The sequence below is a fragment of the Amycolatopsis rhizosphaerae genome (assembly GCF_007713715.1).
GTDB classification, from domain to species: Bacteria; Actinomycetota; Actinomycetes; order Mycobacteriales; family Pseudonocardiaceae; genus Amycolatopsis_E; species Amycolatopsis_E rhizosphaerae.
The window spans coordinates 1-7981 of record NZ_VJWX01000335.1 but is presented as its reverse complement, the minus strand read 5'-3'; the positions used below and the strand labels follow the sequence as shown (position 1 = coordinate 7981).

Annotated in this window: 8 protein-coding genes; 4 read left to right on the top strand and 4 right to left on the bottom strand. The window is 70.7% G+C overall.

Annotated features, from left to right (window positions below; all coding sequences use genetic code 11):
* The first annotated feature begins 223 nt into the window (after positions 1-223).
* The 3 genes from FNH05_RS26370 (at position 224) to FNH05_RS26360 (ending at position 3261) form a co-directional block, all read left to right on the top strand.
* Entirely contained in the window at positions 224-1129 is a 906-nt protein-coding gene (locus FNH05_RS26370) for a DNA-3-methyladenine glycosylase family protein (RefSeq protein WP_144591411.1), read from the top strand.
* Positions 1130-1237: 108 nt separating this feature from the next.
* Entirely contained in the window at positions 1238-1933 is a 696-nt protein-coding gene (locus FNH05_RS26365) for a M50 family metallopeptidase (RefSeq protein ID WP_144591413.1), read from the top strand.
* 86 nt (positions 1934-2019) lie between these two features.
* Positions 2020-3261: an aldehyde dehydrogenase family protein gene (locus FNH05_RS26360; protein WP_144591410.1), complete on the top strand. Its 1242-nt coding sequence runs from the start codon at positions 2020-2022 to the stop codon at positions 3259-3261.
* A gap of 52 nt (positions 3262-3313) precedes the next feature.
* Here the strand turns inward: FNH05_RS26360 and FNH05_RS26355 are convergent, their stop codons facing one another.
* The 4 genes from FNH05_RS26355 to ccrA form a co-directional block, all read right to left on the bottom strand.
* Entirely contained in the window at positions 3314-4267 is a 954-nt protein-coding gene (locus FNH05_RS26355; RefSeq protein ID WP_144591409.1) for an adenylate/guanylate cyclase domain-containing protein, read from the bottom strand.
* A gap of 70 nt (positions 4268-4337) precedes the next feature.
* Complete coding sequence (locus FNH05_RS26350) at positions 4338-4787, bottom strand: universal stress protein (protein WP_144591408.1); 450 nt, start codon at positions 4785-4787, stop codon at positions 4338-4340.
* Positions 4788-4831: 44 nt separating this feature from the next.
* Entirely contained in the window at positions 4832-5941 is a 1110-nt protein-coding gene (locus tag FNH05_RS26345) for a coiled-coil domain-containing protein (RefSeq protein WP_246127950.1), read from the bottom strand.
* 13 nt (positions 5942-5954) lie between these two features.
* The gene (gene ccrA, locus FNH05_RS26340) at positions 5955-7301 is read right to left on the bottom strand and encodes a crotonyl-CoA carboxylase/reductase (protein ID WP_144591407.1); all 1347 of its coding nucleotides are present in this window, start codon (positions 7299-7301) and stop codon (positions 5955-5957) included.
* A 204-nt stretch (positions 7302-7505) separates the two neighbouring features.
* On the opposite strand from ccrA, the gene FNH05_RS26335 reads away from it, so the two are divergent.
* Positions 7506-7886 (top strand): SPW repeat domain-containing protein, encoded by a 381-nt coding sequence (locus FNH05_RS26335; RefSeq protein ID WP_246127949.1) that lies wholly within the window; start codon positions 7506-7508, stop codon positions 7884-7886.
* Positions 7887-7981 lie beyond the last annotated feature (95 nt).

Below are 7981 nucleotides of genomic sequence, written 5' to 3'. Positions count from 1 at the left end.
TACGGATAGCCGTGCTGCGGCCTGTTCTCGTGCTCGCTCCTGGTTCCACCTTCGCCGTCGCAGGTGTGAAATCCCGTGGAGCAGCCCAAAAATCGGCTGAGAAGAATTTGCTGAGAACTCGTCGAGGTGTGGGCCTGCGAGGTAGGCCGGGTGCCGATCGTGCGAAAACTGTCGGTGGTGCTCGATACGGTCTCTTCGAGAGCCGAACGAGGGAGGAAGACCGATGACCACCATCCTGCACCGGCCCGCCCGGATCGTCGCCAAGGGCCCGTTCGATCTGGGTGCCTCCGCTCGTTTCCTGGCCGGGTTCACGCCCGCTGCCCGGCCGGACGCCGGGGACGAGGCGGGCACGCTCCGGCTGGCGTTCCCGGTCGAAGGCACCTGGGAGCACGCCGGGGTGCTGGTCCGGCAGCGGGCGCCGGGCAGCGTCGAAGTGTCGGTCGAGGCGGGGCAGCGGGTGGCCGGGGAGGCCGTACGGCAGGTCCGGCGGATCCTCTCCCTGGACGTGGACGGTTCCGGCTTCGCCGCCGTGGGCGAGGCGGATCCGGTGGTGGGAAGGCTGCTGGAGCGGTATCCCGGGCTCAGGCCGGTGCTCTTCCCGTCGCCGTACGAGGCCGCGTGCTGGGCGATCATCGGCAACCAGCTCCGGATGGCCTCGGCCGCGCAGCTCAAGCGACGCCTCGCGGAGCGGAACGGGGTTTCGGTCGAGGTGTCGGGTCACCGGCTGGCGTCGTTCCCGGCCCCGGCCGAACTCCTCGCACTGGACCGGCTCCTGGATCTGCCGGAGGTCAAGGTGCGCCGCCTGCATTCGATCGCCCGCGCGGCCCTGGACGGGGTGCTCGACGCGGCCGCCCTGCGGGCGATGGATCCGGGAGAGGCGCTGTACCGGTTGCAGAAACTTCCGGGAGTCGGGCCGTTCTCGGCACAGCTCATCCTCATCCGCGGCGCCGGGCATCCGGATGTGTTTCCCACCGCCGAGGAACGTCTGCACGCCGAGATGCGGGCGCTCTACCGGCGGCCGGAGGCGAAGGTGACCGAGCTCGAACGGATTGCGCGGGGCTGGCGCCCGTACCGCTCGTGGGTGGCACTGCTCCTGCGGACCAACCGGGAGGCGCGATCGGCGAGCTGAAACGACGTCGAGTCTGTGAAACCGGCGGGGGTGGTCACAGGGCACAGACACCCGTTGTGGTGAGCTGCGCGCGTGTTTCTCGCGGAGACGAGTGGAGCCGGATCGTCGATGGGCCTGTTCGGGGCACAGCCGGGCCCCACCGCCTGGGTGCCGGTGGTGACCGGGGCGGTGGCGTTGCTGCTGGTGTTGTCGGGAGCGCCGTGGCGGTGGGCGCGCAACCTCGTGACGATCGTGCACGAGGCTGGGCACGCCCTGATGGCGCTGCTGGCGGGGCGGCGGCTACAGGGCATCAAACTGCACTCGGACACCTCGGGCGTGACGGTCTCGCGCGGTAAACCGCACGGGCCCGGCATGGTCCTGACCTCGCTGGCGGGCTATCCGGCGCCGGGGTTGCTCGGGCTGGCCTTCGCGGCCCTGCTCGAGGCGGGGCGGATCACGGTGTTGCTCACCATCGCCGCGCTGCTCCTGCTGGGCGTGCTGGTCATGATCCGCAATGCCTACGGCGTGCTGTCCGTGCTGGTGACCGCGGGCGGACTCGCCCTGCTGGCGCTGGTGGCGGGGCCGGAGGTCCAGGCCTGGTTCGTGTACCTCATCACCTGGTTCCTGCTCTTCGGCGGGCTGCGGCCGGTGTTCGAGCTGCAGCACAAGCGCCGCCGTGGTGCGGCACGGGACTCCGACGCCGATCAGCTGGCCCGGTTGACCGCGGTGCCCGCCGGGTTGTGGGTGCTCATCCTGGTGGTGCTCGCACTGACCTGCCTCCTCGTCGGCGGTGCCTGGCTGCTCGAGCCCGCGCTGCGGCCCTGACCGGCGCGTGCGGCACACTGGGACACACGGCTTCCCGTGCATCACGTGGTGGCGTGCGAGATCGCGAGCAGAAGGAAGGTAGTGCGGTGTCCGACGAGGTGGCCAAGGCAGTCGAGGAGTGCGCACGGGCGGCCAAGCAGGCGGCGCCGTCGCTGGCCACCGCGGCCGACGAGGCGATCGACGCAGCACTGACGGCGATGGCGCGCAGGCTGCTGGAGAACCGGGAAGCGGTGTTGGAGGCCAACGGCGCCGACGTCGCCAAGGCGCGTGAGGAAGGGATGAGCGCCGGCCTGCTCGACCGGCTGACCATCACCGAGCAGCGGCTGACCGGGATGGCCGAGCAGCTTCGGCTGCTCGCCGGGGCGCCGCACCAGGAGCGGTCGATCCCGGTGCGGTCACTGGACGGCGGGCTGCGGCTCGTCGAGCGGCGGCGGCCGGTCGGCGTGATCGGAGCGAACTACGAGGCACGGCCCAACGTGACCGTGGACGTGGCCTCCCAGCTGGTCAAATCGCGCAACGCCGGGGTGCTGCGCACCGGTTCGGCGGCGCTGGGCTCGGCGCAGCGGCTGCTCGACGTGGTCATCGCGCCCGCGCTCGCCGAGGCCGGCATCGAGCCCGACGCGATCCAGCTGGTGCCGCGCGTGGAGCGCGAGGCGGCCACGGCTCTGGTGCAGCTTCCGGCGCTGGTGCCGCTGGTGATCCTGCGCGGGAGCGGGGAGAGCACGCGTGCCCTGGCCACCGAGGCGGCCGTGCACGGCGTACGCACGCTCGCGCACGCGGACGGCGGCGGTGTGCTCTACGTCGACGAGGCGGCCGATCCGGACAAGGTGCGCGCGCTGGTCGTCGACAGCCTCGACCGGTTGGGCGTGTGCAACCGGCTCAACCTGCTGCTGATCCACTCCGCGGTGCACGACACGATGTGGCCGGTGATCGAGGGCGCACTGGCCGAACGGCGGGTGAGCCCGTCGCTGCCGCCGTACGAGCACGCCATCGGCTACGAATGGGCGCTGGATTCGGACCGGGAGGCCACCGTCACCGTGGCGCGGGTCGCCGGGCTTGGCGAGGCCGTGCGGATCGCCAACGAGCAGACCTCCGGCCTGGCGGCCGGGATCGCCACCGAGGACGAGTCCGCCGCCGAGGCCTTCTTCGACGGCTACACCGGCACCGGTGTGTTCTGGAACGCGCCGACCCGGCTGCTCGACGGCTTCAAACTTCTCGCGGTGCCGGAAACGGGGATCAACCTGGACAAGGTGCCCGGTCCGCGGGGCCCGGTCACCTACACCGACCTCTACGTCCGCCAGTTCGCCGTGCTCCCCGAGCGTCCCTGATCCCACCCGGATCCCCTGTGGGCTCTCCGCCGCGGCCGATGCGCGAGCGCCGTCAGGGGCGGCGGAGAGCGAAGGGGCGGAGCCGGGCGTACCCGCGAACCGAGGCGGGCCGCCGGGGCCGCAGGACGTAATCGGGGTCGTCCCTGAGCTCGCTCGCCAGCTCCCGGTCCACCAGGATGGTGCCGGGCCTGGCGAGCCCGGTGAGCCTGCTCGCCAGGTTCACCACCGAGCCGTACACGTCGCCGAACCGGTTGAGGATCCGGCCCGCGGCCATCCCGCACCGCACCTCGGGCAGGGTGGGGTCCAGGCTGGTGTGCTCGGCCAGCGTCAGGGCGATCTCCGCCGCGTCGGCCGCCGTGTCCGCCACGAACAGCACCTCGTCGCCGATCATCTTCACGATCCGCCCGTGGTGCTCGGCCACGATCTCGGTGGCCAGCGCCTCGAAACGTTCCAGGATCTCGCTCAACTCGGCATCGTCGATGCGCCTGGTCAGCCGGGTGTAGCCGACCATGTCGGCGAACCCGGCCACCTCGGTCCGGGCTTCGAGGTCCTCGTCGGGCGCGGCCAGCGCGCGCCCGGCGAAGGCCGCGAGATGCCGGCGCCACACGAAGTCCTGGACCCGCTGGAGTTCCGGGACGAGCCGCTCGACGAGCCGCGCCACCTGCTTCTCGTCGCGTCCCAGTTCTTCGTTCTCGGTGATCAGCGCCCACAGCATGTGGACCTGCCACTCGGCCAGCCGCGACAGGTGCTGGCCGAGCGCCCTGGTCACGGGGACCTCGAGCCGGGCGTCGAGCAGGCCGGACGAGATCAGTTGGTCGGCCGTGCGTACAGCCTCGACGTCGGCGTCCGTGAACACGACCTCGTCGTCGCCGACGGTAGCGAAACCGAGTGCGCGCCACAGCCTGGTGGCCCGTTCGATCGGCACGCCCGTCTTCTCAGCGACCTCCAGCCGCGTGTACCGGCGTTCGCCGCCGAGAAGGATGCTTTCGAGCCGTTCTTCGTTCACGGAATCCCTGGCGCACTGGGGAACGAATCAGAGCGGCGGAGCCGCTTCCTGGTCTGGGTCTGGGTCTGGTCTAGGTGGTGTGGACGATCAGGACGTCGACGCCCGACTTGCGGGCGGCCTCCGAAGGCACCGAACCGAGGATGCGGCCGGCCAGGGTGTTGAGCCCGCGGTTGCCGACCACGAGCAGGTCCGCCGAATGCTCGGAGACCACCTTGCGCAGCGCCTCCACCGGCTCACCGACCACGGCGACCGTCTTGACGTCGGTGGCCCCGGCCTTGATCGCGCGATCCCGTGCGCTCTGCAGCGTGTCCTCGGCGGGCGCCGAGCCGACCACCTGGTACGCCTCGTCCCGCAGCACGTCCTGGGCCTTTTCGATCTCGCCCTGGCTGTTCGGGTAGTAGGCGCAGACGATCACGAGTTGCGCACCCGAATCCGCCGTCACCGCGGCCGCGCGGTCCACCGCGCGAAACGACGAGTCAGAACCATCCGTACCTACGACAACAGTGTGGTAAGCCGTCATTCGAGTCCCTCCGGCAAGGCGCGCGAACCGCGTGGCCGCTTAGGTTACTCGCCAGTCGGTTTGCCCGCAGCCCCGTTCGGGCCCGATTTTCCGGCACCCGCCGCCACCCGCTGCCTACCGCCGGGCTTACCGGTGCTCGCGGCCGGTGTTCCGGTCGGGGAAGCGGTTTCACCCAGCACCGCGGCGGCGTCGTCGAGCACCGACCTCGCGGCCTTGACCTGCTCGGCGATGCCCTCCCGCAGCGTGCGCAGTGTCTCGACCCGGTCGGCGGCCGCGTTGATCCGCCGGTTGGCCTCCTCGGTGGCCTCGCGGACGCGCCGCTGCGCCTCGTCGGTCGCCTCGGCCACCCGTGCGTTGGCCTCGGTGATGGAGTCCTGCTTGCGCCGGTTCGCGTCCTCGACCGACTCGCGCCGCCGCCGCTCGATCTCCTCCGCGGCGGCCCGCTGCTCGTCGGCGACCTTGGCGCGGATGGCCGCGGCCTCGTCGGAAGCCTCCCGGACGCGCCGCTCGGCCTCGGCCTTGCTGGCGGCCTCCTGCTCGGCGAGGAGCCGCATCGCCTCGGCGCGCCGCGCCGCCATGGCGACCTCGAAGTCCTCGTCGACCTTCGTGCGCCGCCGGTCGGCCTCCAGGTCGAGCCGGTCGCGCTCCTCCTTGGCCTTGGTCGTGATCGATTCGGCCTCGGCCCGCGCGGTCTCCAGGACCCTGCGGTGCTCGGCCTCCATCTCCTTCCGGCGCGTGTCGAGCTCGGCGAGCAACTGCTCGTACCGGGCCCGCAGCGCGCTCGCGTCGGCTTCGGCCTTGGCCCGGATGTGCCCGGCCTCCGCTTCGGCCCTCGCCCTGGTGTCGGCGGCTTCCTCCTGCGCGAGCCGGAGCATGCGCTGCAGGCGCTCCGACAGGCCCTCCACGGTGGTCGGCGGCTGTCCGAGCCGCTCGACCTGACCGCGGAGGGTGTCGATCTCGCCGCGCGCCTGCTCCAGCTGGCGTGCCAGGTCGCCCGCCTGGGAAATGGCCGCGTCCCGATCGGCGGCGAGCATTTTCAGATCGGCGTCCAGCCGTTCCAGATGCTCGTCCACCTGGTGCTTGTCGTAGCCGCGTTTCGCCAGGTCGAAACCGGCGCCCAGCGGCACAAGCTCCCTCTCGTCGCCTAGGCTCATGAGGCCAGACTACTTACGCTCCGCGGAATGCGTTGATGCGGTCGATGTGCTTCGCACGCATCTCCTCGTCGTGGACGCCGAGGCCTTCCTCCGGTGCCAGGCACAGCACGCCGACTTTGCCCTGGTGGGCGTTGCGGTGCACGTCGAGCGCGGCCTGCCCGGTCTCGGCCAGGGAATACGTTTTCGACAGCGTGGGATGGACGAGACCTTTGGCGATCAGCCGATTGGCTTCCCATGATTCCCGGTAGTTCGCGAAGTGGGAGCCGATGATCCGCTTGAGATTCATCCAAAGGTAGCGGTTGTCGTACTGGTGCATATACCCGGACGTGGACGCGCAGGTGACGATCGTGCCGCCGCGGCGGGCGGCGTAGACCGAGGCGCCGAAGGTTTCCCGGCCGGGGTGCTCGAACACGATGTCCGGATCCTCACCGCCGGTGAGCTCGCGGATCTTCGCGCCGAACCGCTGCCACTCCTTCGGGTCCTGGGTGGTCTCGTCCTTCCAGAACTGGTAACCCTCTGCGTTGCGGTCGATGACCAGTTCGGCACCGAGCTTGCGGCACAGTTCGGCCTTCTCGGGGCTGGACACGACGCAGACCGGGATCGCACCGCCGTTGAGCGCGTACTGGGTGGCGTAGGAGCCGAGGCCGCCGGAGGCGCCCCAGATCAGCACGACGTCGCCCTGCTTCATGTCGGCGCCGTTGCGGGAGACGAGCTGCCGGTAGGCGGTGGAGTTCACCAGGCCGGGGCAGGCGGCCTCCTCCCAGGTGAGGTGCCGCGGCTTTGGCATCAGCTGGTTGGCCTTGACCAGGGCGACCTCGGCGAGCCCGCCGAAGTTGGTCTCGAAGCCCCAGATCCGCTGCTCGGAGTCGAGCATGGTGTCGTTGTGCCCGTCGGGGCCCTCGAGTTCGACGTTGAGGCAGTGCGCGACGACCTCGTCGCCCGGCTTCCAGGTGTGCACACCCGGGCCGGTTCGGAGCACGACGCCCGCGGCGTCGGAGCCCACCACGTGGTAGGGCAGGTCGTGGCGCTTGGCCAGCGGCGAAAGCTTGCCGTAGCGCTTGAGGAACTTGAACGTCGGCAGGGGTTCGAAGATCGACGTCCAGACCGTGTTGTAGTTGATGGCGCTGGCCATGACCGCGATGAGCGCCTCGCCGGGCCCGAGTTCGGGCACGGGCACCTCGTCGAGGTGCAGCGACTTGCGCGGATCCTTGTCCCGGCTGGCCAGACCGTCGAACATCTCGGTCTCGTCGGCGTGCACCGTCACGCCCTGGTAGGACTCGGGGAGGTCGAGCGAGCCGATCGCGGTGAGATCACCCGCGAGGATGGCGTCGCGGATCTCGTTCAGCGTCCCTTGCGTCATTGGGGTGGACCCTCCCTGGCTGGGTTGCGGGAGCATGACATTACTGGCCAGTAACCCGGAATGCCACCGCAGGAGACGTGGCCCACCCCTTGTGCGCGAAATGACCCCCTTCGCGATGGACCGGCGGCTCCTCCGGTCTCACGATGAGGGCAAGCCGGACGGCCGCGATCCAGCGGTGTCCGACGGTTCTTGGAGGTGGTCCCGGTGACCAGGACCTCGACAGCCTCGACCATTCCGCTGCGGCCTTGGGCTCGCCCGCACGACTGGGTGGAGATCACCCTGGGCGTGCTGGCCGCGCTGTCCTTCCTGTGGGTGGCGGCCACCCCGCGCGCCCAGTGGACGATGGTCGCGTTCGGGACGCTCATCGCACTGGACGGCCTGCTCTCCGCGGTGCTGCCGCGGTTCGCCTACAGCGAGGGAGTGCAGGTCGTGCTGGGCACGCTGCTGTTCGCGTCACCCTGGGTGATGACCTACACCGGCCTGGCCGGGGCGTCCTGGTGGTCGTGGGTCCTCGGGGGGCTCACCATCCTGGTCGCCTCACTGGCCGTGCCGATCGCGAACGCGGCGGCCGAGGCACCCCGGTAGCGCGCCGATTCCCCGTCGGACGCTGCCGTGAGGGGACCCTCACGGTCGTATCGGCCAGGGTCCCGGCAAAGTCCGGTCCGCTCGCGGTGTAGGGC

Coding starts and splice junctions, on each gene's coding strand:
- FNH05_RS26370 (WP_144591411.1), top strand. CDS start 224: ATGACCACCATCCTGCACCGGCCCGCCCGGATCGTCGCCAAGGGCCCG.
- FNH05_RS26365 (WP_144591413.1), top strand. CDS start 1,238: ATGGGCCTGTTCGGGGCACAGCCGGGCCCCACCGCCTGGGTGCCGGTG.
- FNH05_RS26350 (WP_144591408.1), bottom strand. CDS start 4,787: ATGACGGCTTACCACACTGTTGTCGTAGGTACGGATGGTTCTGACTCG.
- FNH05_RS26345 (WP_246127950.1), bottom strand. CDS start 5,941: ATGAGCCTAGGCGACGAGAGGGAGCTTGTGCCGCTGGGCGCCGGTTTC.
- ccrA (WP_144591407.1), bottom strand. CDS start 7,301: ATGACGCAAGGGACGCTGAACGAGATCCGCGACGCCATCCTCGCGGGT.